The organism is Phreatobacter cathodiphilus (assembly GCF_003008515.1).
GTDB classification, from domain to species: Bacteria; Pseudomonadota; Alphaproteobacteria; order Rhizobiales; family Phreatobacteraceae; genus Phreatobacter; species Phreatobacter cathodiphilus.
Genome location: NZ_CP027668.1, coordinates 2,513,047 through 2,534,824, shown reverse-complemented (window position 1 = coordinate 2,534,824; position 21,778 = coordinate 2,513,047). Strand labels below are relative to the sequence as shown.

23 protein-coding genes are annotated in these 21,778 nt (G+C 70.1%); 13 read left to right on the top strand and 10 right to left on the bottom strand.

Going from position 1 to position 21,778, the window contains the following annotated elements; genetic code table 11:
• Window positions 1-10: 10 nt before the first annotated feature.
• From C6569_RS12370 to C6569_RS12360, 3 genes are all read right to left on the bottom strand, one after another.
• Window positions 11-238 carry a YjiS-like domain-containing protein gene (locus C6569_RS12370; protein ID WP_106749139.1) on the bottom strand — a complete coding sequence of 76 codons (228 nt, stop codon included), beginning with the start codon at window positions 236-238 and terminating at the stop codon, window positions 11-13.
• Between the two features lie 210 nt (window positions 239-448).
• A complete protein-coding gene (locus tag C6569_RS12365) occupies window positions 449-871 on the bottom strand; it encodes a phasin family protein (protein ID WP_106749138.1) in 423 nt (140 codons plus the stop codon).
• Window positions 872-971: 100 nt separating this feature from the next.
• The gene (locus C6569_RS12360; protein ID WP_106749137.1) at window positions 972-2,285 is read right to left on the bottom strand and encodes a DUF445 domain-containing protein; all 1,314 of its coding nucleotides are present in this window, start codon (window positions 2,283-2,285) and stop codon (window positions 972-974) included.
• A gap of 203 nt (window positions 2,286-2,488) precedes the next feature.
• On the opposite strand from C6569_RS12360, the gene C6569_RS12355 reads away from it, so the two are divergent.
• The gene (locus C6569_RS12355; RefSeq protein ID WP_106749136.1) at window positions 2,489-2,974 is read left to right on the top strand and encodes a hypothetical protein; all 486 of its coding nucleotides are present in this window, start codon (window positions 2,489-2,491) and stop codon (window positions 2,972-2,974) included.
• Between the two features lie 85 nt (window positions 2,975-3,059).
• Here the strand turns inward: C6569_RS12355 and C6569_RS12350 are convergent, their stop codons facing one another.
• The gene (locus C6569_RS12350) at window positions 3,060-3,593 is read right to left on the bottom strand and encodes a GNAT family N-acetyltransferase (RefSeq protein WP_106749135.1); all 534 of its coding nucleotides are present in this window, start codon (window positions 3,591-3,593) and stop codon (window positions 3,060-3,062) included.
• Window positions 3,594-3,732: 139 nt separating this feature from the next.
• Window positions 3,733-7,242, bottom strand: a complete 3,510-nt coding sequence (locus C6569_RS21970) for an SEL1-like repeat protein (protein ID WP_106749134.1) — start codon at window positions 7,240-7,242, stop codon at window positions 3,733-3,735.
• A gap of 382 nt (window positions 7,243-7,624) precedes the next feature.
• On the opposite strand from C6569_RS21970, the gene C6569_RS12340 reads away from it, so the two are divergent.
• From C6569_RS12340 to C6569_RS12305, 9 genes are all read left to right on the top strand, one after another.
• Window positions 7,625-8,068 (top strand): MerR family transcriptional regulator, encoded by a 444-nt coding sequence (locus C6569_RS12340; RefSeq protein ID WP_106749133.1) that lies wholly within the window; start codon window positions 7,625-7,627, stop codon window positions 8,066-8,068.
• 152 nt (window positions 8,069-8,220) lie between these two features.
• The gene (serA, locus tag C6569_RS12335) at window positions 8,221-9,507 is read left to right on the top strand and encodes a phosphoglycerate dehydrogenase (RefSeq protein ID WP_106749132.1); all 1,287 of its coding nucleotides are present in this window, start codon (window positions 8,221-8,223) and stop codon (window positions 9,505-9,507) included.
• Window positions 9,508-9,621: 114 nt separating this feature from the next.
• Complete coding sequence (locus C6569_RS12330; RefSeq protein WP_181313735.1) at window positions 9,622-9,819, top strand: DUF4089 domain-containing protein; 198 nt, start codon at window positions 9,622-9,624, stop codon at window positions 9,817-9,819.
• Window position 9,820: 1 nt separating this feature from the next.
• Window positions 9,821-11,218, top strand: a complete 1,398-nt coding sequence (locus tag C6569_RS12325; protein ID WP_106749130.1) for an AtzE family amidohydrolase — start codon at window positions 9,821-9,823, stop codon at window positions 11,216-11,218.
• Between the two features lie 119 nt (window positions 11,219-11,337).
• Window positions 11,338-11,466 carry a hypothetical protein gene (locus C6569_RS22400; RefSeq protein WP_281260351.1) on the top strand — a complete coding sequence of 43 codons (129 nt, stop codon included), beginning with the start codon at window positions 11,338-11,340 and terminating at the stop codon, window positions 11,464-11,466.
• Window positions 11,467-11,493: 27 nt separating this feature from the next.
• Entirely contained in the window at window positions 11,494-11,886 is a 393-nt protein-coding gene (hpxZ, locus tag C6569_RS12320; protein WP_106749129.1) for an oxalurate catabolism protein HpxZ, read from the top strand.
• A 116-nt stretch (window positions 11,887-12,002) separates the two neighbouring features.
• Window positions 12,003-13,091: an alcohol dehydrogenase gene (locus tag C6569_RS12315; RefSeq protein WP_106749128.1), complete on the top strand. Its 1,089-nt coding sequence runs from the start codon at window positions 12,003-12,005 to the stop codon at window positions 13,089-13,091.
• A gap of 14 nt (window positions 13,092-13,105) precedes the next feature.
• The gene (locus tag C6569_RS12310; protein WP_106749127.1) at window positions 13,106-14,242 is read left to right on the top strand and encodes a thiolase family protein; all 1,137 of its coding nucleotides are present in this window, start codon (window positions 13,106-13,108) and stop codon (window positions 14,240-14,242) included.
• The gene (locus C6569_RS12305) at window positions 14,239-14,553 is read left to right on the top strand and encodes a Zn-ribbon domain-containing OB-fold protein (protein ID WP_106749126.1); all 315 of its coding nucleotides are present in this window, start codon (window positions 14,239-14,241) and stop codon (window positions 14,551-14,553) included. The genes C6569_RS12310 and C6569_RS12305 overlap by 4 nt, the downstream gene beginning before the upstream one ends.
• On the opposite strand, the gene C6569_RS12300 is transcribed toward C6569_RS12305, so the two are convergent.
• Window positions 14,554-14,745: a DUF1192 domain-containing protein gene (locus C6569_RS12300; protein WP_106749125.1), complete on the bottom strand. Its 192-nt coding sequence runs from the start codon at window positions 14,743-14,745 to the stop codon at window positions 14,554-14,556.
• Between the two features lie 84 nt (window positions 14,746-14,829).
• Here C6569_RS12300 and C6569_RS12295 point away from each other — a divergent pair, with 84 nt between their 5' ends.
• Window positions 14,830-15,828 (top strand): NAD(P)H-quinone oxidoreductase, encoded by a 999-nt coding sequence (locus tag C6569_RS12295; protein WP_106749124.1) that lies wholly within the window; start codon window positions 14,830-14,832, stop codon window positions 15,826-15,828.
• Between the two features lie 6 nt (window positions 15,829-15,834).
• Here the strand turns inward: C6569_RS12295 and ruvC are convergent, their stop codons facing one another.
• The gene (gene ruvC, locus C6569_RS12290; protein ID WP_106749123.1) at window positions 15,835-16,329 is read right to left on the bottom strand and encodes a crossover junction endodeoxyribonuclease RuvC; all 495 of its coding nucleotides are present in this window, start codon (window positions 16,327-16,329) and stop codon (window positions 15,835-15,837) included.
• Between the two features lie 112 nt (window positions 16,330-16,441).
• On the opposite strand from ruvC, the gene C6569_RS12285 reads away from it, so the two are divergent.
• A complete protein-coding gene (locus C6569_RS12285; protein ID WP_181313734.1) occupies window positions 16,442-17,200 on the top strand; it encodes a sulfite exporter TauE/SafE family protein in 759 nt (252 codons plus the stop codon).
• A gap of 7 nt (window positions 17,201-17,207) precedes the next feature.
• Here the strand turns inward: C6569_RS12285 and C6569_RS12280 are convergent, their stop codons facing one another.
• The 3 genes from C6569_RS12280 to rcdA form a co-directional block, all read right to left on the bottom strand.
• Window positions 17,208-18,257 (bottom strand): RICIN domain-containing protein, encoded by a 1,050-nt coding sequence (locus C6569_RS12280; protein ID WP_106749121.1) that lies wholly within the window; start codon window positions 18,255-18,257, stop codon window positions 17,208-17,210.
• A gap of 160 nt (window positions 18,258-18,417) precedes the next feature.
• Window positions 18,418-19,164 (bottom strand): YebC/PmpR family DNA-binding transcriptional regulator, encoded by a 747-nt coding sequence (locus tag C6569_RS12275; RefSeq protein WP_106749120.1) that lies wholly within the window; start codon window positions 19,162-19,164, stop codon window positions 18,418-18,420.
• 131 nt (window positions 19,165-19,295) lie between these two features.
• Window positions 19,296-19,802, bottom strand: a complete 507-nt coding sequence (gene rcdA / locus C6569_RS12270; RefSeq protein WP_245898086.1) for a protease adaptor protein RcdA — start codon at window positions 19,800-19,802, stop codon at window positions 19,296-19,298.
• Window positions 19,803-20,342: 540 nt separating this feature from the next.
• Between rcdA and hydA the strand changes: the two genes are divergently transcribed.
• The gene (gene hydA, locus C6569_RS12265) at window positions 20,343-21,767 is read left to right on the top strand and encodes a dihydropyrimidinase (protein WP_106749118.1); all 1,425 of its coding nucleotides are present in this window, start codon (window positions 20,343-20,345) and stop codon (window positions 21,765-21,767) included.
• Window positions 21,768-21,778: the final 11 nt, after the last annotated feature.

Genomic DNA, 21,778 nt, shown 5'->3' with positions numbered 1-21,778 from the left:
CCTCCGGCGATCAGGAGCCGCGGCGGCCGTAGCGGGCGACGCGCTCGATCTCGCCGCGCTGGATGCCCATGTCCTTGAGGAGGGCAGGGCCGACCTCGTTGAGATCACGGATGGCGCGGCGGATGCGCAGGTGCTCGCGGACTGCCGCGACGAGTGTCGAGACGCCCGCGGCGAGGCGACCGGTGACGGCAACCGGGGTCGAGAGGGCAGGGGACAGGGGGCTGGCGGACAGCGACATGGAAGGCTCCAACGGTTCGGTTCGGATGGGTCTCTTGTCTCGCGCTGCGGTTGCTGCAATGCGGGATCGAACCGTTGGTGATGTTTCAATTGTAGATGGTTCAATGGGCGCGCATCAAAAAACGTGATGCGTGCCATCAGCGTCGTACGGCCCTGGCCTCGCTGGACGGCAGCGCCGGCGCCGACGCACCCGGCGCCGGACCGCCGGCGATCACTTGCGCGAGAAGCTCTGGCGGATCTCCTCGAAGCTCTCCTTCATCCGGTCCTGGATGACGCGGACGGCCTCGGCGTTCGACTTCTGCATCAGTTCGGCCATGTCGCGGGTATTCCTGACCGCCGCTTCCATGGCGCGCTTGGCGAATTCACTCTGCGCCGCCATCATCTCCTGGGCGCTGCCGGGCAGCTTGAAATTCTCGGCGGCGGCCTGGATCTCCTTCACCGCGGCCTCGACGATCTCCTTCTGCTTCGCGGCGATGGCGGTGGCGCCTTCGGCCGCGGCCTTACCGCTGGCGGCGAGCGCCTCGAGGTTCTTGCGGTGGTGCTCGACGATCTTGTCCATGTCGACCGCCGGGACCTTCATGTCCTCGCCGAGCTTCCGGAACATGTCGAGCAAGGCTTGGGGGGTCTGGGTCATGGCTGGCTCCGCTACGAGGACGTGGTGACGGCAAAGGGCGCAGGCCCGGCATGCCGGGCGCCGGGGGAGACCCCGACACTAGGCCCGGCCGGTGACCGTATCAAGAAGCCCGCAGCAGCACCTCGATCGTGTGCAGGACGAGGCCGGCGAGGCCGCCGATCAGGGTGCCGTTGAGCCGGATGTATTGCAGGTCGCGGCCGATGTTCAGTTCGATCAACCGGATGAGCTGGCGCAGGTTCCAGGACTTGACCTGGTCGGCGATGAAGCGCGAGGCGCCGCTCTTCTGCTGCTCGACGAGGGTGGAGAGCGCCACGACGAAGCCCTCGTTCATCTCCGCCTTCATGCGCGGGTCGGCGGCGAGCTTGGCGCCGATCTCCGTCAGGATCGCCGTCATCTGCGCCTCGATGCGCGAATGCGGCGAGGCGACGTCGCGCTCTACGAAGGCGATGATGTTGCGCCACAGCTCCTGCGCCACGTCGCGCAGCTCCTGGCGGCCGAGCACGTCGTGCTTCAGCTTCTCGGCGCGCTCCGCATAGTCGGGGCTGTCGCGCAGGCTGGTGATGAAGCCCTGGACGAAGCGGTCGAATTCCTGGCGCAGGGCGTGGTCCGGATCGTCTCTCACCTCGTCGAGGAAGGTGGATGTGGATTTGAGGATGCGGGAGAGGAGATAGGCGTCGGCCTTGAAAAGGTTGAAGAGGGTCGGCAGCTCCTTGCGGATCTTGTCGCGGATGCCTTCGATCGTCGCCGGATCGTTCAGGATGCGCTCGATCGCGCCGATCAGCTCGTCGAGCAGGCGCTGGTGGCGGCGGTCGGCGGTGACCGCGCCGAGGAGCTGGGCCGCGAGGGGGCCGAGTTTCAGGGCATTGACCTGATCCGTGAGGCGTTCGGCGAGAAACTCCTTCATCCGCGACTGGTCCATGCCGGCCACCGCCTTCGGCAGCAGGTTGACGGCGAAGCGCGAGAGGCTGGCGCTCTTGGCGGGATCGGCCAGCCAGGCGGCGATGAGGGCGGCGAAATCCACCTCGCGCAGCTTGGCGCCGACCGGGCCGGGCGCGAGGAAATTGGTCTCGACGAACTTGCCGAGGCTGTCGGCGATCCGGTCCTGGTTCTTCTGGATGATGGCCGTGTGCGGGATGGGAAGCCCCATCGGGTGCTTGAACAGGGCGACCACCGCATACCAGTCGGCGAGGCCACCGATAGTGGCGGCCTCGGCGAAGGCGGCGACGAAGCCGAAGGCGGGATGGCGGTGCTCGAGCAGCTTGGCGCCGATCATCACCGTGATGCTGAGGGCGAGAAGGGCGGTGGCGACGACCTTGGCGCGGCGCAGGGCCGCCTGCTTCTCCAGGTCGCGGGCGGAGAGCGGACCATCGTCACGATCGAGCCGCGTCGGTTCGGCCGGCGGGGATGAAGCCATGCGATGTCTCTCCGGGGCGGTGACAACGGTCAAATAGTCGGCCGGTGCGGCGGGAAAAAGGGCGGCGAGCGGGTCGGACAGCCGACGTCATGCTGCATCGCACAATAAATGTTGCAACGCAGCATGTTTCGCCGTATATAGAAGGCCTCCACCGTGCCGACCGGGCGGTGGGCCATGGCTCAGACGAGAATGGAGACCTCTCGATGTTCGACCAGACGATGAAGACCGCGGCCGAGGCCGCGATGACGCAGATGAAGCAGGCCATCCAGGGCTTCGCCGCTGCCCCCGCCACCTTCCCCGTTCCCCCCGCCATGCGGGACTTCGCCGCCCGCGGCGCCGAGTCCGCCAAGGCCGGCTTCGCCGAGGCCGAGGCCGCCACCCGCAAGGCCGCAGCCGGCGCCGAGACGCTGATCACCGCCTTCGCAGGGGCCGGGGCCGATCTCGCCCGTTCGGCGGTCGCCGGCGCCGTCGCCAACGCCACCATGACCATGGATGCCGTCCAGACCGTTCTCGGCGCGCCGAACCTCCAGGACGCCTTGCAGCGCCAGGGTGAGTTCATGAAGGCCTTCGGCGAGGCCAATCTCGCCCGCGCCGAGGAGGCCCTCGCCCGTGCTCGCGACGTGGCGGCCGAGGGCGTGCGGACGATCCAGGCGGAGGCGCAGGCATTCGCGGGCTCCCGCGCGGCCTGATCACTCCGTTCCGTTTCCCCAAAAAGACGAAGGCCCGCCGGAGAGCATCCGGCGGGCCTTTTTCATGTCCGTTGAGAGGGCGCGGTCAGGCCGGGGCGAGCGTGTCAGCCTCGCCGTGGTGGCGTGGCTCGGCGAGAGCGGGCTCGCTGGCGATGGCGACGAGGCCCGTGATCTCGCCGCCCTCGGCGGTGAAGCGGGCGCCGAACTTGCGCGCGAGGGCGCGCATGGCCCGGTTGCCCGCCGTCGAGGTGATGCGCAGCTCCGGAAAACGCGAATAGCGTGCCGCCGCCATCACCGCCTCGAACAGGCGCGTGCCGATCCCCAGATTGCGGAATTCCGGCTCCACCGAAAAGGCGATATCGGCGGGCTCGCTGGCGCAGGGCGGGTGCAGCTCGGCACTGCCGCGCACCTCGCCGCCGCGGTCGACCCAGGCGAAGACGCGGGTCCTGCCGGCGAAGCAGCGGGTCGAATAGGCCGTGATGAAACGGTCGTCCGCGACGCCGTTGAAGCGCTCGCGCCGTCCCTGAGGATCCAGCCGGTGAAGGTGGTCCCGGTGCAGCGCGGCGTCGGAGCCGGTGAGTTCGCGGATCGTGCCGAGCGCGTTGAAGGCTCGTGCCATGGTGATCTCCTCGTGAATCGTCGTCCCGAGGCGTTCACATCCCTAGAAGTCGTTACATTGTGCGGTGCAGCATGAATGTCAATGGGGCCGATGCAGGGCGGCCCTGCCGGACAGGGCGGCGCCCGTCGGCGCCGCCGCCTCAGCGGCTCGACTGGGCGCGGCGAGGGGCGGGCCGGGCCGGCTGGGCCGGAGCCCCGGCGGCGGGCGGATCGCTCCATTCGGCAGGTGCGGCGATGCGGACGGCGGCATCGGGCTCGGTCTTCGGCGCGAAGGTCTGGACGGCGAGGCGCGCGGCGACCAGCGTCTGGGCGTCGAGGCGGGCGGCCACCTCGTCGCGCTTCTTGCCCGCATCCTGGTCGCCGCCGGCGGCCGCCAGGGCGAACCACTTGTAGCTCTCGGCCAGGCTCTGGTCGACGCCGAGGCCGCGGGCATAGAGGATGCCGAGATTGTACTGGCTGTCGGCGACGCCGTGCTCCGCGGCGCGGCGGAACCACTGGGCCGCGGTCTTGTAGTCGGGGCGCGGCGCCGCCTGCCCCTGGGCGTACATGACGGCGAGGTTGTGCATGGCCTTGGCGTTGCCGGCCTCGCCGGCCCGCTCGTAGAGCCGGCGGGCGCGCTCGTAGTCGCGCAGAACGCCGGTGCCCTTCTCATAAAGGCTGCCGAGGCGGTACTGGGCCGGCACGACGCCGGCATCGGCGGCGCGCTGGTACCACTTGGCCGCTTCCGCCGCGCTGACGGCGACGCCGCGACCCTCGAGGTGGCGGGTGCCCATTTCATAGGCGGCGAGCGGATCGCCGGCTTCGGCGGCGGCCTTCAGGGGGGCGGGCAGGGTGAGGGCGCGGCCGGTGCGCGTGTCCACCGGCTGCCAGCCCGAGGGTGACACGGTCATGCCGGGGGGCGGGGTGCGGGCGGCGGTGACGGAGCCGGTCGTCTCGGGGGCGGAGGTGTCGCCCTCGGGCTCGGCGGGGGCCGGATCGGTCGCCGCAGGCGTGGCGGTCGGCGGCGTCAGCTCGGCGGGTGTGGAACTGGTGGAGGCCGGCGCGAAGCTCGCGCCCGGGGCGGCGGCCGGGGTGGCGGCGATAGGCGCCGCCGCCGGAGCCTCGATCGAGGCCGCGGGCGCCGCCGCGCGCGGGGTGCCGGTCGCGTCCATCAGGCTGCGGATCTTCGGCATGGTGGCGATGCCGGCGGCGAGCACCAGCAGGGCGGCGGCGATACCCATCAGGATGGTCTTGCGGTTGACGGAGACGACCGGCCTGGCCTCCGCCTCCGGCCCGTCGGGGGTCATGACGACCGGCTCCGGCGCGGCGACGGGGGGCGCGGCCTCCTGGCTCACGGCCTTGCTGCGCCAGCGGGGCTTCTTCGCCTCGGGGGCAGGCAACTCGACCTCGCCCTGGGGCTTGGGCGCACCGCGGAACCTCGCGAAGAAACCGGCCTTTGCGGGCTCCTCGGGCTCGGGGCGCAATGCCGGATCGACGGCGGCGGCGCGGGCGGCGCGACGGGCGGCGGCGATGAAATCGGTCTTGCTGCCACCCGCGGGGGCGGCGCCGGGGGCGGGCGGGCGCACGCGGGGGGCGCCGGATCCCGGCTCCAGCGGCAGGTCGACGCTGCCGGGCGGGCGGCTCGGCGCCGCCTGGCGGGACACGGGCGCGGCGGATCGTTCCGCGACCACGGTGGCGGCTGCCTTGGGACGGGCGATGGCGGGTTCGGCGGCGACCGGGGCGAGCGGCGGCGAGGGCGCCATCGGGGTCTCGGCCGGCTCGATCTCGGCGATGCGCCGCGCCACGCGTTCGAAGGTCTGCTGGACGGCGTCGACCGTCTCTGCGCCCCGTGGATCGGGGGCGAGCCGCGCCTTGCGGACCTCCGCGATCTCGCGGCGGAGCGCCTCGATCTCCTCGTCCGAGCCGCTGGCGGGGGCCGTGGCCAGTGCCCTGCGCGCCGCCTGTTCGGCGGCCTCGATGGCACCGGCGCGCATTTCCTCCATCTGCACGAAGAGGTCGGAGAGGCCGCGCTCGATGGTGCCGAGCTGGGCGAAGCGGCCGTCGGCGGCATCGATCTTGGCAGCGAGGGAGAGGATGTGCCGCTCGATCTCGGCCAGGGCCTTCGGGTCCTCGGGACGGGCGTGGCTGTCCTCGAGCTTGTCGGCGAGGCGGCGCAGGGCCTCTTCGAGCTGGGGATTGGAGGCGGCGGTGGCCGGCCGGGGAGCCGCGGCGAGGCGCTCGGCGATCTCCTCGATGCGCGCCTCGATGGCGGAGGTGATGGCCTCGACGTCGCTGCCCGGGCGGCGCTGATCGGCGAGTTCATCGATGCGGCGCCCGAGGGCGGCGATCTGGTCGCCGAGCGCGTCGATGGCGTCGCGCGACACGGTGTCGGCGAGCATGGCGCGGATGGCGCTCGTCTCGGCGGCGAGGGTCTCGATGACGCCGCTGCTGAGGCCGCGGGTCGCCAGGCTGTCGACGCGCATCGACAGCGCCTTCAGCTCCTCGGCGATGCCTTCCGCCGGCATCAGCCGGGCGAGGGCCTGTTCGAACTCCTGGACCAGGGTCTCCAGCGGCTCGGCTGCAAGGCCCTGGGCGCGGGCGGCGTCGAGGCGCGCGCCGAGCCCTTGCACCTCGGCCTCGAGGGAGGCGACGGCGCGGCGCGGCGCGAGGTCGGAGAGCTGGTCGGCGATGGCGGCGATGTCCGAGCGCAGCTCGGCGACGGCGCGGTCGTACTGGCCGGTCTCGCGCTCGGCGAATTCGCGCCGCATCTGCTCGACGCGGCCGGAGAGGGACTTGATCTCGTCGTGCAGCCCGTCGGCTGGCGCGGCTGACATGGCGTCGATGCGCTTGCTCAGCCGGCCGATCTCGCCGGCGAGGGCGTTGGTTTCCGAGGGGCGGGGCGGCTGCGGCCGCGGCTGGCCCAGGACCTGTTCGATCTGCCGGGACAGGGCGTCGAGGCGGGCGGCGATGGGGGCCATGTCGGGCGACATGCCGGCCATGGGCGGCGCTTCGGCCGGACCGACGGGCGCCGTCGCCCGGGCGGGAGCCTCCCGCTCGCCGCCGGCGAGGACCTTCTGACGCGCGGCGATCTCTGCGACGGCGGACTCGATATCGCCGCGAAACGAGCGCGGAGGCATCATCATACCTGCGGTCGCCTCGGAATGGCGCGGGGCAGGCATGTCCAGATTGCGGATCGAGCGGGCGATCGCGTCAAGTTCGGCGGTGTGGTCGGACCGTTCGGCGGGCTGGGCCAGGGCTGCACGCGGCGGCGGCGCCGGGGCGGGAACGGCGCGGGCGCTGCCCAGCCGCTCGACGGCCTCGATGGCGGCGGCGGAGCGCCGCTCGGAGATCTCGGCGAGCCGCGCGACCGCGTCGAGAGCGCGGACGATGTCGCTGTTGTCGCCGCGGGCGGGCGGAGTTTTGGGAATGGCGGTCTCGGATTCACGGCGGGTGACCGCGTCGAGACGCTGGGAAATGGACTCCAGGCGGCGCGTGACGGTGGACAGGCCCGTATCGACCTGGGCTGCGGCCGCAGCCTCGGCGGCCTGTTCGGCGATGGCGCTGTTGAGCCATTCGCCGAGCGACATGCCGGAGCGGCGGGCCGCTTCCTTCGCGGCCTCCCTCGCGTCCTGATCGACGCCCTTGACGCTCCAGGGAACGGTGTGTCGCATGACGGATCCACACGCTTGGCCACATGGGGCCGCAACCATCCATCGCTGGACGGACGGTCGCGGTCGGGGCATCCTCCGACGCGAATCCTCGAAGCGCCGGACGAACAGTCCCGTCCCGCAATCTTGGCCTTCATGGTAAATGGGGGGTTAACGGCGCGTTTTTTTGTTCGCGGAGCCGTCCGGGCGTTAACTGTTAAACTGCTGGTAAGCGATTATAGGTGTTGCTGGGGGGCAGGTGTGGCCCTGTCCTAACGGTAAGTAACAGATCGGTATGTCACGCACTCTCGCCTCACGCGCGCAATTTCCGATAATGGATGTCCCATCCACGAATGAGGTTTCCTCCCGAGCGAGGATGGAGCAGAATATGGAACGGAAGGCATTTATGACTCGCAAGAATGACGATGACGTCTTTTGGATCGAGGACGATGCCGAGGCCGCCAAGGCTGGCCCGGCGGTCTACACGATCGGCGATCTGGCTCGCGAGTTCGACGTCACGCTTCGTGCCCTCAGATTTTACGAAGACAAGGGCCTTCTCTCGCCGCGCCGCGAGGGGCTGGCTCGCCTCTACAGCGCCGCGGACCGCGTGCGGCTGCAGCTCATCCTGAAGGGCAAGCGCCTCGGCTTCACCCTCGCCGAGATCGCCGAGATGGTGGAGGCCCACGAGCGCAACGACGCCGGCCCCGACCAGCAGCTCAAGCTCTCGCGCGAGAAGTGCATGGAGCAGATCGCCCATCTCGAGCAGCAGAAGCGCGAGATCGAGGAGGCGATCGTGGAGCTGAAGCGCACCCACGACACCCTCACCCAGATGATCGACCGGACCCGCTGACGGGTTCCCTCGGGGGCCGCCGCGGCGGCTCCCGGTCTTGTTGCCGGAGCCTGCGCCTGCGCGGTCCCGACCTTGTGATGGCGCCCCGCCCTTGCCCGCGCCGCGCCGACCTGTCATGCGCTGGCGGCCTCTGAGGTCGCACGGAATCGCCCATGCCCACCAGCTCGAAATCCGCCACGTCGGGCGCCGCGCGCCGGACCGCCCTGTCGCTGTCGAAGAACCGCATCAAGATCCTGCTGCTGGAAGGGATCTCGGACACGGCGGTGGGCGTGCTGGAACAGGCGGGCTACACCAACATCCAGCGCCTGCCGAAGGCGCTCGACGGGCCGGCCCTGACCAAGGCGATCCGCGGCGTCCATCTGCTCGGCATCCGCTCGCGTACCCAGATCACGCCCGAGATCCTCGCCGCCGCCGATCGCCTCATCGCCATCGGCTGTTTCTCGGTCGGCACCAACCAGGTGGACCTCGTCGCGGCGAACCGCGCCGGCGTGCCCGTGTTCAACGCGCCCTTCTCCAACACGCGCTCGGTGGCGGAGCTGACCATCGCCGAGATCGTCATGCTGCTGCGCCGCATCTTCCCGAAGTCGACCAAGGCGCACGAGGGCGCCTGGGACAAGTCCGCCATCGACAGCTACGAGATTCGCGGCAAGACCCTCGGCATCGTCGGCTACGGCAATATCGGCTCGCAGCTCGCCGTGCTGGCGGAAGCCATGGGCATGCGCGTCATCTATTTCGACCACACCGACAAGCTGCGCCACGGCAACGTGGAGCCCGCCGACGACCTCCTCGACCTGCTCGGACGCGCCGACGTCGTGTCGCTGCACCTGCCGGAGACGCCGGCCACCCAGGGCATGATCGGGGCGCGCGAGATCGCCGCCATGAAGAAGGGCGCCTATCTCATCAACAATGCGCGCGGCACGATCCTCGACCTCCAGGCCCTCGCCGAGGCGCTGAAGTCGGGCCATCTGCGCGGCGCGGCGGTGGACGTCTTCCCCGTCGAGCCCTCCTCCAACGCCGAGCCCTTCGTCTCGCCGCTGCAGGGCCTCGACAACGTCATCCTCACCCCGCATGTCGGCGGCTCGACGGAGGAGGCACAGGAGCGCATCGGCGCCGAGGTGTCGCGCAAGTTCATCGAGTATTCCGACGTCGGCTCGACCTGGGGGGCGGTGAACTTCCCGCAGGTGCAGCTTCCCGTGCGGCCCGCCGGCACGCGCTTCATCCAGGTCCAGCGCAACCTGCCGGGCGAGCTCAGGCGCCTCAACGACGTCTTCGCCGGCCGCTCCATCAACATCGCCGCCCAGTATTACCAGACCGACGGCGAGATCGGTTACGTCGTGCTGGACGCCGACGGGGCTGTGGCCGATGCCGAGGCGGTGCTCGAGCAGATCCGCGAGCTTCCCGGCACGATCCGGGCTCGCCTGCTCTATCGCGGCAGCTGAGCCGCCGGGGTTCTGGCCCCGGACTTGCTCCTCCGTATGCAACAACCGCTTCGGCGGCCGGTTCTGCCTGTTTTTCGGGCAGCGCTGGCGGCGGCGCTTGCAGGGAGGGGGACCATGCCAGCCGAGGAACTCACGACGGAGGCCGCGGGCGCGCTCATCGACGCCATGGCGCCGCTGGTCGGCCTCACCGTCGCGCCGGACTACCGGCCCGGCGTGATCCTCAACCTGCAGATCGCGATGCGGCTCGTCAGGGTCGCGGAGAGCGTGCCGCTCGACGACCACGACGAGCCGGCCGCGGTCTTCGAGGCCTGAGATGAGTGACCTGACGCAGCTCACCGCCGCCGCCCTCGCTCGAGGCGTGCGCAGCGGCGCCTTCACCGCCCGCGCCGTCGCCGAGGCCCATCTCGCGCGCATCGCGGCCCATGACGGCAAGGTGGGTGCCTTCACGGCCGTCACCGCCGAGAGGGCTCTGGCGACAGCCGACGCCGTGGACGCCAAGCGGCGGGGAGGGGCGCCGCTCGGGTCGCTCGCCGGCGTGCCCTATGCGGTGAAGAACCTCTTCGACGTGGCGGGCCTGCCGACGCTGGCGGGCGCGAAGATCAATCGCGACCATGCACCCGCGGCGCGCGACGCGGCGCTGATCGAGAGGCTGTCGGCGGCGGACGCCGTGCTGCTCGGTGCCCTCAACATGGGCGAGTACGCCTATGACTTCACCGGCGAGAACGCCCATGACGGCCCCTCGCGCAACCCGCACGACCTGACCCGCATGACCGGCGGCTCCTCGGGCGGATCGGGTGCGGCGTCGGCGGCCGGCTTCGTGCCGGTGACGCTCGGCTCCGACACCAACGGCTCGATCCGCGTGCCGTCCTCGCTCTGCGGCCTGTTCGGGCTGAAGCCGACCTTCGGGCGGCTGTCGCGGGCGCGCTCCTTTCCCTTCGTGACCAGCCTCGACCACCTGGGGCCGCTGGCGCGCTCCACCGCCGACTGCGCCGCCTTCTACGACGCCATGCGCGGGCACGATCCCGACGACCCGGTCTCGCAGGACCGGCCGGCGCCTGCGCTGACTCCGGAGGTCGATGCCGGCATTGGCGGCCTCCGGATCGCCCGCGCCGTCGGCTATTTCGACAGGATGCAGGAGGATGCCGCCCGCAGTGCCACGGCGAAGGTTGCGAAGGCCCTCGGCGCCGGCACGGTCGAGATCCCCTTCGTCGAGGCGGCACGGGCCGCTGCCTTCGTCATGACCTGCTCGGAGGGCGGGGCGCTGCACCTCGAACGCCTGCGCACGCGGGCGGCCGATTTCGACCCCGACACCCGTGACCGGCTGATGGCCGGGGCGCTGCTGCCGGCGGCGCACGTGGCCACGGCGCATCGGGTGCGGCGGAAGTATCGCGACGCCATGCGGGCGCTGTTCCGCGAGGTCGACGTGATCATCGCCCCGGCGACACCGGTGCGCGCCCCTTCGCTCGGACAGAAGACCTTCACCCTCGACGGGCAGACGGTGCCGGTGCGCGCCAATCTCGGCCTCTTCACCCAGCCCTTCTCCTTCATCGGCCTGCCGGTGATGAGCGTGCCGGTGTGGACCGCGGGCGAGGCCCTGCCCATCGGCGTGCAGATCATCGCCCCAGCCTGGCGGGAGGACATCGCGGTGCGGGTCGCCGGCCATCTGGAGCGGGCCGGGCTCGTCTCGTCCCGGGTCGCGGCCCTCGGCTGAGCGATGAAAAAGCGTTACGTCTCGTTCACCATGACGCCGACAATTGTCCGGAACGGCGAGGCAGGGCGGGACCGGATGGCGGGGCGGCGGGTTCATCCCGCAGTTCCGGGGAGCATTCTATGCCTCGCATCCTGCTTTTCACCACGACCCTTCTCACGGCCTGCGCTGTGGCCGCCATCGTCGCCGCCGCCGATCCGTCGGGCGGCATCGTCATCGCTCACATCACCGCCGCCGGGGCGCTCCCCTGATCGCGGCACCCGTCCGGGAGACCTGCCGTGATCATCAACGACCCTGCCGTCCACGCGGAAGTTAGCGCCGCCTTCGCCGCCTATGAGAAGGCGCTGACCACGAACGACGTGGCGACCCTCGACGCGCTGTTCTGGAACTCCGAGCACACGATCCGCTACGGGATCGGCGAGAACCTCTACGGCTACGGCGAGATCGCCGCCTTCCGCTCGGCCCGCTCGCCGGTGGGACTTGAACGGCGGATCGAGCGGACGGTCATCACCACCTATGGGCAGGACATGGCCACCGCCTCGACGCTGTTCCACCGCGAGGCCATGGGGCCGGAGAAGATCGGCCGGCAGATGCAGACCTGGGCGCGCATGCCCGAGGGGTGGCGGGTGGTCGCCGCCCATGTGAGCATCATCCCGACGCCCAAGGCCTGAGCCCCGCGCAGGGCCGTCTCGGCCCTTCGGCACATTTACAGCCCGTCCTCGCATGGTAGCGTTCGCGCATCGCGGCGCCCGAACCAACGGGCGCGCACAGCATCCGAGGACACGCCATGGACAGTTTCTCGCCGGCCCGCACCACGCATTCCTGGCGCCTCAACGTCTCCTGCGATCCGCTGGTGCTGACGGAGGAGGCGCGCCCCGAGCCAAAGGGCCGCGAGGTGCTGATGAAGGTCAGCCATTGCGGCGTCTGCCATTCGGACATCCACATCCGCGAGGGCAAGTACAACCTCGGCGGCGGCCGCTCGCTGAACCTGTCGGACCGCGGCCTGAAGTTGCCGCTGACCCTCGGCCACGAGATTCTCGGCACGGTGGAGGCGGTCGGACCCGAGGTCACCACGGTGAAGCCGGGCGACCGGCGCCTCCTCCACACCTGGATCGGCTGCGGCCAGTGCCCGCTCTGCAAGTCGGGTGACGAGAACCTCTGCGCCCAGCCGCAGTTCCTCGGCGTGCAGGCGCGCGGCGGCTTCGCCGAGCACGTGCTGGTGCGCGACGAGGAGTTCCTCGTGGACGTCGAGGATCTCGATCCGGCGCTGGCCGCCACCTATGCCTGTTCCGGCGTGACGGTGTTCAGCGCCGTCAACAAGATCCGTCCGCACCGGGAGGGTGAGAAGATCGCCGTCTTCGGCATCGGCGGCCTCGGCCAGACGGCGCTGCAGCTCCTGAAGGCGCTCGGCATGGGGCCAGTCATCGCGGTCGATCCCTCACCGGAGAAGCGGAAGATCGCCGAGCAGATCGGCGTCGCCGCGACCCTCGATCCGAACGCGCCGGACGCGGCGAAGCAGCTCGCCGACTTCGCCGAGGGCAAGCTCGCCGCGGCGCTCGACTTCGTCGGGGCGGAGGGTACGACCAGCCTCGCCATCAACGGCCTGCGTAAGGGCGGCCAGCTCGTCATCGTCGGGCTGTTCGGCGGCGAGCTGCGCTATCCGCTGCCCTTCATCCCGATGCGCGCCATCTCCATCCGCGGCTCCTATGTCGGCTCGCTGAAGGAGCTGAAGGAGTTCGTCGCCCTCGTCCGCAAGGTGAAGCTCCCCGCCATCCCGATCGAGACCCGGCCGATGAGCCAGGTGAACGAGGCGCTGCACGATCTGGAAGCCGGCAAGGTCGCCGGCCGCATCGTGCTGGAAGCCGAGCCCGCCTGATCCGGCGGCGGCGAATGGCTCATCTCACCGGCGTCGCCGTCACCCCCTTCGGCAAGCATCCCGGCCGCGGCCCGGTCGACCTCATGGAGGAAGCGGCGCTGTCGGCGCTCGCCGATGCCGGTCTGCCGCGCGAGGCGGTCGACGGTCTCGTCTCCGGCTATGCGACGACCTATCCGCACCTGATGATGGGTACGGTCATGGCCGAGCGGCTCGCCATTCGCCCGCGCCATGCCCATCAGGCGCAGGTGGGCGGGGCGACGGGTGCGGTCGGCATCATCCTCGCCCGCCACCTCATTGCGGCCGGCGCCTGCCGGCACGTGCTGGTCGTGGGGGGCGAGAACCGGCTCACGGGACAGAGCCGGGATGATGCGGTGAAGACGCTGGCGGGCGTCGGCCATCCCGTCCACGAGGTGCCGCTGGGTGCCTCGATTCCCGCCTATTACGCGCTGGTGGCGGCGCGCCACCTGCACGAGACGGGGGCGAGCGAGGCGGACCTCGCCGAACTCGCCGTGCTAATGCGCCGCCATGCGGCGGCCCATCCCGGCGCCCAACTGACGAAGCCGATCACGGTCGCCGACGTCATGGCCTCGAAGCCGATCGCCACGCCGCTGAAATTCCTCGACTGCTGCCCGATCTCGGACGGCGCTGCCGCGGTGATCGTCTCCGCGGAACCGCTGCAAGGGGCGGCGATCCGGATCGCCGGCTGGGGCGAGGCCCATACCCACCAGCACGTCTCGGAAATGCCCGACGACCTCGGCCTCGGGGCGAAGCTGGCGGCCGCCCAGGCTTTCGACACCGCCGGCCGGAGTGCGGCCGACATGCGGCTTCTCGGCCTCTACGACAGTTTCACCGCCACGCTTGCCGTCTTCCTCGAGGCGCTCGGCTTCGCCGCTCCGGGACGGGCGGGGCCGGCGGCCCACGACGGGCGGTTCTCCCGCGAGGGGCGCTATCCGCTCAATCTCCACGGCGGGCTGATGTCCTACGGCCATCCCGGCGTCGCCGGCTTCCTCGCCCATGTGGTGGAGGTCGTCCGGCAGATGCGCGGCGAGGCGGGCGAACGGCAGGTGGCCGACGCGCCGCTCGCCTATTGCCACGCCGACGGCGGCGTCTTCTCCAGCCATGCCGGCTTCGTGCTGGAGCGGACGGCATGAGCGGCGTGGCCATCCAGTCCTGCGGCGCCTGCGGCCGCTCCTGGCAGTTTCGGCGGGCGGCCTGCCCGGCCTGCGGCTCCTCATCGGTGGCTGAAGCCGAGGCGGGGGGAGGGGGCACGGTCTGGTCGGTGACGACGGTGCTGCGGGCGCCGCTCCCCGAACTCGACGTCCCCGGCGGCTACGGCATCGCCCTGGTGACGCTGGACGAGGGGCCGCGCATCATGTGCCGGGCGGAGGCTGGGATTTCCATCGGCGACCGCGTGCGGGTGGCGCTTGGCGAGGACGGCCTGCCGCGCGCCTCTCGCGCCTGATCAGAACTTGAAGACGCTGGCGGCGGCCGACTTGCTCGCTTCCTTGACGCCCATATCCATCTCCAGGCGAGCGATCTCGATCTTGAGGAGCGCGATGCGCTCGGCCAGTTCATGGACCGAGAGGGCCGAGAGGTCCTGTCCCAGGACATGGGCGGGCGGCTTCGGCCGCGGCTTCAGGTCGTCGTCGAACATGGTGGCGTCCTCCTCGCGGACTGGCATTGGACCTGGCCAGAGGCTACACCGTCTCACCCCCCGCTGTCGAAACCGGACACCCCGATGACCGCACTCCCCCCGACCATGACCGCCATCGCCATCCCCGTTCCGGGCGGCCCTGACGCTCTCGTGCCGCAGACGCGGCCGGTGCCGACACCTGGGTCCGGCGAGGTGCTGGTGAAGATCGCGGCGGCCGGCGTCAACCGGCCGGACGTGCTGCAGCGCTCCGGCGGCTATCCGCCGCCGAAGGGCGCCTCGGACATTCCCGGCCTCGAATTCTCCGGCGAGGTGGTCGCGCTCGGCGACGGCGTGACGCGCTTCAAGGTTGGCGACAAGGTCTGCGCCCTCGTCGCCGGCGGCGGCTATGCCGAATATGCCGTGGTGCACGAGAGCAACGCGCTGCCCGTGCCGAAGGGCCTCTCCATGGTCGAGGCGGCGGGCATCCCCGAGACCTTCTTCACCGTCTGGTCCAACGTCTTCGACCGGGGCGGCCTGCAATCCGGCGAGACCATCCTCATCCACGGCGGCACGTCGGGCATCGGCGTCACCGCCATCCAGCTCGCCAAGGCCTTCGGCGCCACCGTCATCACCACGGCGGGCTCGGACGAGAAATGCGCCGCCGCCAAGGCGCTCGGCGCCGACCACGCCATCAACTACCGCACCACCGACTTCACCGCGGCGGTGAACGAGATCACGGGCAAGCGCGGCGCGCAGCTGATCCTCGACATGGTGGGCGGCGACTACGTGCAGAAGAACCTCGACTGCGTCGCCGCCGACGGGCGCATCGTGCAGATCGCCTTCCTGCACGGCTCGGAGATCAAGGCCGACATCCGCTGGATCATGCTGAAGCGCGTCACCTTCACCGGCTCGACCCTGCGCATCCGCGACATCGCCTTCAAGGCGGCGCTGGCGGACGCGCTGAGAGAAAAGGTCTGGCCGCTGCTGGAGAGCGGCAAGGTCAAGGTGGTGATGGATTCGACCTATCCGCTGGCCGAGGCCTCCAAGGCCCATGCCCGCATGGAAGGCAGCACCCATGTCGGCAAGATCGTGCTGACGGTGTGAGGCGCCTCAGCGCCGCCCGACGGCGCTGCGGTGATGGGCGTGGGTGATGGCGATGGCGAGGGCGTCGGCGGCGTCCATCGTCTTCGGGTCGGCCTTCGGCAGCAGGATGCCGATCATCATGTGGATCTGGTTCTTCTCGGCGTGACCGGCGCCGACGACCGACTTCTTGACCTTGTTGGGCTCGTATTCGGCGACCGGTATGCCCGCCAGGGCCGGCACCACCATGGCGATGCCGCGGGCCTGGCCGAGCTTCAGGGTCGCGCCCGCGTCCTTGTTGACGAAGGTCTGCTCGACCGCCGCCTCGTCGGGCGACCATGCGGCGAGCACGTCGGAGATCCCCCGGTGCAACTGGGCGAGACGGGGACCGAGCTCCGCCTTGTCGTCGGACGTCACCGTGCCGCAGGCGACGAAGGCGAGGCGGTTGCCGGTCACGTCGATCACGCCCCAGCCGGTGCGGCGGAGGCCGGGATCGATGCCCAGAATGCGAATCGTGCCGTTCATGGCGGCAATCTAGCCCATCTGCAGGCGAGACCCGCGCGGGCGCCGGTTCCTGAACAGGTGAATTCCCCGTAAGCGACGTGAAAACCCCGGAAACGCTCGAAGGCCGCCCCCCTTGGACCTCCTCGCCGCCCTCGGCTCGCCGCCGCCGATCGCCGTCGTCGTCGCCGCCTTCTTCGCCGGCACGGTGCGCGGCTATACCGGCTTCGGCTCGGCCATGATCTTCATGCCGGTCGCCGGCGCCTATCTCGGCCCCAAGGCCGCCATCGGCATCATGTCGATCATCGACGCGGTGATGCAGCTCGCCATGATCCGCTCGACCTGGCGCCATGCCCGCTGGGGCGAGATCGGGCCGCTCTTCGTCGGCTATGTGGTGGGCCTGCCGCTGGGCGTCTGGCTGCTCGTCACCATCGATCCGACGCCGGTGCGCTGGGTCACCTCGCTCTCCATCGTGCTGGTGCTGACGCTGCTTCTGACCATCGGTCGCATCGAGCGTTCGCCGGGCCTGCCCGCCACGCTCGGCACGGGTCTCGCCTCCGGGCTCATCTCCGGGCTCGCCAGTCTCGGCGGCATGGTGCTGTCGCTGTTCTGGCTGGCGGGGCCGAGCCACAATGCCGGGGTGCGCGGCTCCTCCGTCGCCTTCTTCGTGCCAGCCTCGGTGATTTCCATCACCCTGCTGGCGCTCGCCGGCATCTATACGCCCGAAGTGTTCCGCGCCGCCGCCTGGACCATCATTCCCTACGGCGTCGGCATCGGGATCGGCTCGCTGCTGTTCGAGCGGGCCGACCCCCGGATGTTCCGCCCCGTCGCCTTCGCGGTGATCGCGACCGCGGCGCTCACCAGCCTGCCGCTGCTCGACAGGCTGCTGCGCTAGGCGAGGCTCAGCGGCGCCCCTGCGCGCTGACGCAGGCGTTGAGCTCGTCCCAGAGTCCACGGAATCCGGCGATCGGCACCACCGACATGCCGTCGGGGCCCTCGACGAACATCTCGCGCAAGTTCGTCTCGACCATGGTCCGGCCGATGGGCGGCGGGACAGTGAAGGCGAGCCGGCCCTCGGAATTGACCGAGCCCGGCACGGTCTCCCGGTCGCGGCCGGCGCGGAGCACGACGTTGGCCCGGGTTCCGGGAGGAGCCGTGGCGCGGTCGGCCGGGGTCGACATGGTCATGTCGAGCTGGGCGTTGAGACCGATGCGGATCTCGCCGCTGTCGCTCTGCCGCACGGCCCGGCAGGTGCTGAAGCCGGCGGGCGTCGAAGAGGCGTCGATGGTCCATGGGCCGGACCGGCCCCAGGGCGTGCGCGTCAGCTGGCCGGACGCCGGAGCCGCCTGCGGCGGACGCGGGTCGGACGCCATGGGTGCGGCCGGGGGAGGCGGCGATGCGGGTGCGCCCGCGCCGGCAGCACCGACCGCACTGGCCGGCGTGATGAAGAAGGCCGTCTGCGCGGCACGCGGACGGCGGTGGTGGCAGGGCTCGGCGAGGATGGCCGTGCGCCGGCCGCGCTGCGGACCGACATAGAGGCAGTAGCCGTCGCGCTCCTCGCGGTTGTCCTCGGTGAGTGCCACGATCAGCCGGCGGCCACGGTTGTAGGTGTAGAACTGGCCTACGCCGTCGGGCGTGCAGTCGCGCAGGATGGCGTCGAAGGGCGCATCGCCCGCCCCTGTCGTATCACCCACGCACAGGTTCGGCCGCGCGGCCGGCCTGATGCGTTTCGCCCGCTCGTCGAAGACGAATTGCGCAGCCGGGCTGTCGCAGCGCCCCAGAACGAGATTGTCGTAACCGCCGTCGCGGTTGCGCTCGCTGACGATGCAGCCGTGATGCGGCTCCGGATTCTCGAAGATGGCGAAGACCACGGCATTGCCGGGCGACTGTGCCGACGCTGTCGCCGTCAGACACAGGATGGCGGCCGCTGCCGCCGCAAATTGCTTGACCATGTCAAACCCCTCCGTCCGGCCCGGCAGGGTCTCCTGCGGCGCATGGACTGGTCGAATAGTACCGTTCCGATATGAACGGCAACTGAAACGAATTGTAAGGGTTTACGCGGGGTATCGCGGGTTGAGCCGGCGGCGGAGCAGGCCGCCGGCCGAAGGACCGTCAGCCGGCCATCTTCGCCATGAGCGCCTCGGACAGCTCGAAGTTCGAATAGACGTTCTGCACGTCGTCGTTCTCGTCGAGATTGTCCATCAGGCGCAGCAGCTTCTCGCCGGTCTCGTCGTCGACGGCGACGGCGGTCTGCGGCTTCCAGGTGAGCGCGGTCTTGTTCGGTTCGCCGAACTTCGCCTCGAGGGCCTTCGCCACCTCGGCGAGGGCGTCGGCGGCGGTGGTGATCTCGTGACCGGTCTCGGAGGAGACGACGTCTTCGGCGCCGGCCTCGATGGCGGCTTCCAGCATGTCGTCGGCGGAGGCCTTGTCGGCGGCGAACTCGATGGTGCCGACCCGGTCGAACATGAAGGAGACGGCGCCGGTCTCGGCGAGGTTGCCGCCGGACTTGGTGAAGTAGGAGCGCACCTCCGAGGCGGTACGGTTGCGGTTGTCGGTCAGCGCTTCGACGATGACGGCGACGCCGCCGGGCCCATAGCCCTCGTAGCGGATCTCGTCGTAGTTCTCGCCGTCGCCGGCGGTGGCCTTGTTGATCGCCCGCTGGATCGTGTCCTTGGTCATGTTCTCGGCGCGGGCCGCGAGAATGGCGGCGCGCAGGCGCGGGTTCATGGCCGGGTCCGGCTGGCCCATCTTGGCCGCCACGGTGATTTCGCGCGCCAGCTTGCCGAACAGCTTCGAACGGGCCGCATCCTGGCGGCCCTTGCGGTGCATGATGTTCTTGAACTGTGAATGCCCGGCCATATGCCCCTCTCGGCGGTGGTCAGCCGGTGTCGGGGGCGCAGTCGAAAAGCGCGCCGCGCAGAGCGCCGGCTACAGGTCGGCGCGACTTATAGGCGGGCGGCACGCTGAAATCCAGCGTGCCGGACCGGTGATCAGCGACGGATGCCGAAAGCGCTCGCCAGAAGGTCGATCTGGCCGGAAATGGGGTTGACCTGGGCCTCGGCCTCGGCCGCCTGCTGCGAGAACAGCACCCGGTCCATGTGGACGATGCGCTCCTGCAGCCGCATGGCCTTGCCGATCAGCACGCCGAGCGAGGGCGGCAGTTCGTCGATGATGGAGGCCGGGGTCGGCGCGCCGACGGAGGACAGGCGCACCTTGGACTTTTCCTGCGCCGCCTGTTCCTGGGTGAGTTCGCCCTCGTTGACCGCGCGCTGCAGCAGCAGCCAGGAGGCGAGCTGCATCAGGCGGGTGGTCAGGCGCATGCTCTCGGTGGCGTAGGCGAGGGCCGGCCCGCGGTCGAGGGCGCGGCTCTCCTCGCGGCCGGGGCCGTCGAGATAGGCGGCCGTCTCCTCCACGAGGCTCATACCGTCGCGGAACAGGTCCTTGAAGGCGGGGGAACTGGCGAGGCGCGCCCCGAAGGCGACTGTCGGCTCGGCCATGGACGGAACGCTCTCATGCGACATCACGCAACAACTCCCTCAGGACCCGTGTGTGCCGCCGTACCCGCGCTCCTGTAAAGCTTTTGCTTAAGGAAAGGTAAACGGGAGGACGGCAGGCAGCTCTCGGCTCGATGCAGCAAGGGCGGTGCCAGCCCGGGCCGTCCCGCGACGGGACAGCCGGATGGCCTCGAGGTCATCAGACGACGAAATCGCGGCGCTGCCAAGGCGGCCTGTATCGGCGGCCGGTGCGCGGACAAAAAAAGGCCGCCCGGAGGCGGCCTTGAAGTGGAATACAGGGAGGCGTCAAACAGAGTGGACAGGAGCCACTCGCGTCCAGCGAACTGAACGATTTCCTTGATAAAGGAGAAAGGTTAACCCTGAGTTAACCTGCGCCGGTGCAGGGGGCGATTCTTCGCGCCGCAGCATGCGGTTCGCGCGGGCAAGGAGCGACGGGTCCGCGGGCTTGACGGACGGCGGAAAATGCGGTGCCTCGGTCGCTGCGCCCAGCGCCGCAACCGAGACCTTCCGGGGACCCGTCTCATGCTCGATATCGACCTCGCCATCCGCGGCGGCACCGTCGTCACGGCCTCCGACACGATCCGCTGCGACGTCGGCATCAAGAACGGCAAGGTGGCCCTGCTCGCCGAAACCATCACCGAGGCGGCCCGGACAATCGATGCCTCGGGCCTCATCGTCATGCCCGGCGGCATCGACAGCCACGTCCATCTCGACCAGCCCTCCGGCCCGGACGTGACCATGGCCGACGGTTTCGAGAGCGGTACGCGCTCGGCGGCGGCCGGCGGCAACACCACCATCATCCCCTTCGCCATGCAGGTGAAGGGCGAGAGCCTGCGCGCCTGCGTCAGCGACTATCACAGGAAGGCCGAGGGCAAGGCCTATATCGACTACGGCTTCCACCTCGTGGTGTCCGACCCGACGCCGACCGTCTTGAACCAGGAGCTTCCCGCGCTCTTCGCCGACGGCTGCACCTCGTTCAAGGTCTTCATGACCTACGACGACCTCGTGCTCTCCGACCGCCAGTTGCTGGAGGTCTTCGACGTGGCGCGTCGCGAGCAGGCGCTCGTCATGGTTCATGCCGAGGGCTACGACAACATCAAGTTCCTGACCGAGCGGCTGGAGGCGGCCGGCAAGACCGCGCCCTATTATCACGGCCCGTCGCGCCCCCAGGTGATCGAGCGGGAGGCCACCCACCGCGCCATCAGCCATGCCGAACTGCTCGACGTGCCGATCATGATCGTCCACGTCTCCGGCCGCGAGGCGATGGAGCAGATCCGCTGGGCCCGCCAGCGCGGCCTCAAGGTCTATGCCGAGACCTGCCCGCAATACATCACCCTGACCGAGGACGACATGAAGGGCCTGAACATGGACATGTCGGGCGCCAAATATGTCTGCTCGCCGCCGCCGCGCGACACCGACAGCCAGAAGGCCATCTGGGAAGGGCTGAAACAGGGCGTGTTCCAGACCTTCTCCTCCGACCATTGCCCGTTCTTCTACGACAGCCCGCGCGGCAAGCTGAACGAGAAGGGCCGCACCTCCTTCAAGTGGGTGCCGAACGGCCTGCCGGGCGTGGAGACGCGCATGCCGGTGCTCTGGTCGGAAGGGGTGTCCAAGGGCCGCATCACCATGAACGAGTTCGTGGCGCTGACCTCGACCAACCACGCCAAGCTCTACGGCCTCTACCCGAAAAAGGGCACGATCGCGGTGGGGGCGGATGCCGACATCGTGCTCTGGGACCCGAACCGGAAGGAGACGATCCGCCAGGAGATCCTGCACCACGGGTCGGACTACACGCCGTGGGAAGGCTTCGCCGTCACCGGCTGGCCGGTGATGACCATCGCCAAGGGCAGGACCGTGGTGGACGACGGCAAGGTCGTCGGCGCCATGGGGGCGGGGTCCTTCATCGCCCGCGACAAGAGCCCCTACGCGCTGCCGGCGGGGGCGTGACGAGGACGGCG

What these genes read in the sequence shown, in the direction of transcription:
- C6569_RS12275 (WP_106749120.1), bottom strand. Translation starts at nt 19,164, where the DNA reads ATGGCCGGGCATTCACAGTTCAAGAACATCATGCACCGCAAGGGCCGC.
- C6569_RS21970 (WP_106749134.1), bottom strand. Translation starts at nt 7,242, where the DNA reads ATGCGACACACCGTTCCCTGGAGCGTCAAGGGCGTCGATCAGGACGCG.
- C6569_RS12315 (WP_106749128.1), top strand. Translation starts at nt 12,003, where the DNA reads ATGGACAGTTTCTCGCCGGCCCGCACCACGCATTCCTGGCGCCTCAAC.
- C6569_RS12305 (WP_106749126.1), top strand. Translation starts at nt 14,239, where the DNA reads ATGAGCGGCGTGGCCATCCAGTCCTGCGGCGCCTGCGGCCGCTCCTGG.
- C6569_RS12355 (WP_106749136.1), top strand. Translation starts at nt 2,489, where the DNA reads ATGTTCGACCAGACGATGAAGACCGCGGCCGAGGCCGCGATGACGCAG.
- C6569_RS12280 (WP_106749121.1), bottom strand. Translation starts at nt 18,257, where the DNA reads ATGGTCAAGCAATTTGCGGCGGCAGCGGCCGCCATCCTGTGTCTGACG.
- C6569_RS12310 (WP_106749127.1), top strand. Translation starts at nt 13,106, where the DNA reads ATGGCTCATCTCACCGGCGTCGCCGTCACCCCCTTCGGCAAGCATCCC.
- C6569_RS12370 (WP_106749139.1), bottom strand. Translation starts at nt 238, where the DNA reads ATGTCGCTGTCCGCCAGCCCCCTGTCCCCTGCCCTCTCGACCCCGGTT.
- C6569_RS12300 (WP_106749125.1), bottom strand. Translation starts at nt 14,745, where the DNA reads ATGTTCGACGACGACCTGAAGCCGCGGCCGAAGCCGCCCGCCCATGTC.
- C6569_RS12330 (WP_181313735.1), top strand. Translation starts at nt 9,622, where the DNA reads ATGCCAGCCGAGGAACTCACGACGGAGGCCGCGGGCGCGCTCATCGAC.
- C6569_RS12350 (WP_106749135.1), bottom strand. Translation starts at nt 3,593, where the DNA reads ATGGCACGAGCCTTCAACGCGCTCGGCACGATCCGCGAACTCACCGGC.
- C6569_RS12340 (WP_106749133.1), top strand. Translation starts at nt 7,625, where the DNA reads ATGACTCGCAAGAATGACGATGACGTCTTTTGGATCGAGGACGATGCC.
- ruvC (WP_106749123.1), bottom strand. Translation starts at nt 16,329, where the DNA reads ATGAACGGCACGATTCGCATTCTGGGCATCGATCCCGGCCTCCGCCGC.
- hydA (WP_106749118.1), top strand. Translation starts at nt 20,343, where the DNA reads ATGCTCGATATCGACCTCGCCATCCGCGGCGGCACCGTCGTCACGGCC.
- serA (WP_106749132.1), top strand. Translation starts at nt 8,221, where the DNA reads ATGCCCACCAGCTCGAAATCCGCCACGTCGGGCGCCGCGCGCCGGACC.
- rcdA (WP_245898086.1), bottom strand. Translation starts at nt 19,802, where the DNA reads ATGGCCGAGCCGACAGTCGCCTTCGGGGCGCGCCTCGCCAGTTCCCCC.
- C6569_RS22400 (WP_281260351.1), top strand. Translation starts at nt 11,338, where the DNA reads ATGCCTCGCATCCTGCTTTTCACCACGACCCTTCTCACGGCCTGCGCT.
- C6569_RS12360 (WP_106749137.1), bottom strand. Translation starts at nt 2,285, where the DNA reads ATGGCTTCATCCCCGCCGGCCGAACCGACGCGGCTCGATCGTGACGAT.
- C6569_RS12295 (WP_106749124.1), top strand. Translation starts at nt 14,830, where the DNA reads ATGACCGCACTCCCCCCGACCATGACCGCCATCGCCATCCCCGTTCCG.
- C6569_RS12365 (WP_106749138.1), bottom strand. Translation starts at nt 871, where the DNA reads ATGACCCAGACCCCCCAAGCCTTGCTCGACATGTTCCGGAAGCTCGGC.
- C6569_RS12325 (WP_106749130.1), top strand. Translation starts at nt 9,821, where the DNA reads ATGAGTGACCTGACGCAGCTCACCGCCGCCGCCCTCGCTCGAGGCGTG.